We start from the raw sequence: 793 nt of genomic DNA on the forward strand, positions 1-793 counted from the left end.
TAAGTATTAATTTGATAATGAGCTTAATTTGCTACATCATGATAAAATTTGGTTGCGGGGGCAGGATTTGAACCTGCGACCTTCGGGTTATGAGCCCGACGAGATACCACTTCTCCACCCCGCGACAATGTTATTTCTATAAATATAATGGTGGAGGATGACGGGCTCGAACCGCCGACCCCCTGCTTGTAAGGCAGGTGCTCTCCCAGCTGAGCTAATCCTCCTGGGTAAAAGTTGTTTCATCACACATAGCATGCCTTTATGGAATACTCTTTCCAAAAAAGTAATGGTGACCCCTACGGGATTCGAACCCGTGATACCGCCGTGAAAGGGCGGTGTCTTAACCGCTTGACCAAGGGGCCTTAATTGTTATTTATGTGAATCTGGCGGAGAGCAAGGGATTTGAACCCTTGAAACAGCGTTAGCCGCTTACATGATTTCCAATCATGCTCCTTCGGCCACTCGGACAGCTCTCCTAAATGGCTCCGCAGGTAGGACTCGAACCTACGACCGATCGGTTAACAGCCGATTGCTCTACCACTGAGCTACTGCGGAATAATAGTAAGAATATACAATAAGTATTTTCTTTTGGATTAACAGACCAGCGACGTCCTACTCTCACAGGGGGAAACCCCCAACTACCATCGGCGCTGAAGAGCTTAACTTCCGTGTTCGGTATGGGAACGGGTGTGACCTCTTCGCAATCGTCACTGAACTATTTTCCACAAGACAATATTAATTATAGCATATCTCGTTAGAACTTGCAAGCGTTTTTACAAAACAAATAATTTTG

The 793-nt window shown here is 45.9% G+C and carries 5 tRNA genes and 1 rRNA gene; all 6 read right to left on the bottom strand.

The features are described 5' to 3' along the window. Positions 1–49: 49 nt before the first annotated feature. The 6 genes from H2672_RS19160 to rrf all read right to left on the bottom strand — a co-directional run bounded on the left by H2672_RS19160 (position 50) and on the right by rrf (position 715). A tRNA-Met gene (locus H2672_RS19160) sits at positions 50–124 on the bottom strand. A 24-nt stretch (positions 125–148) separates the two neighbouring features. Further along, a tRNA-Val gene (locus tag H2672_RS19165) sits at positions 149–224 on the bottom strand. Between the two features lie 63 nt (positions 225–287). Next, positions 288–362: transfer RNA gene (locus H2672_RS19170), tRNA-Glu, on the bottom strand. Between the two features lie 22 nt (positions 363–384). Beyond that, a tRNA-Ser gene (locus H2672_RS19175) sits at positions 385–476 on the bottom strand. A 4-nt stretch (positions 477–480) separates the two neighbouring features. Next, positions 481–555 (bottom strand) — tRNA-Asn (locus H2672_RS19180). A gap of 44 nt (positions 556–599) precedes the next feature. Beyond that, positions 600–715: ribosomal RNA gene (rrf, locus tag H2672_RS19185) — 5S ribosomal RNA — on the bottom strand. Positions 716–793: the final 78 nt, after the last annotated feature.

It is taken from the genome of Sporosarcina sp. BP05 (genome assembly GCF_014282005.1).
In the GTDB taxonomy this organism is placed as follows: domain Bacteria; phylum Bacillota; class Bacilli; order Bacillales_A; family Planococcaceae; genus Sporosarcina.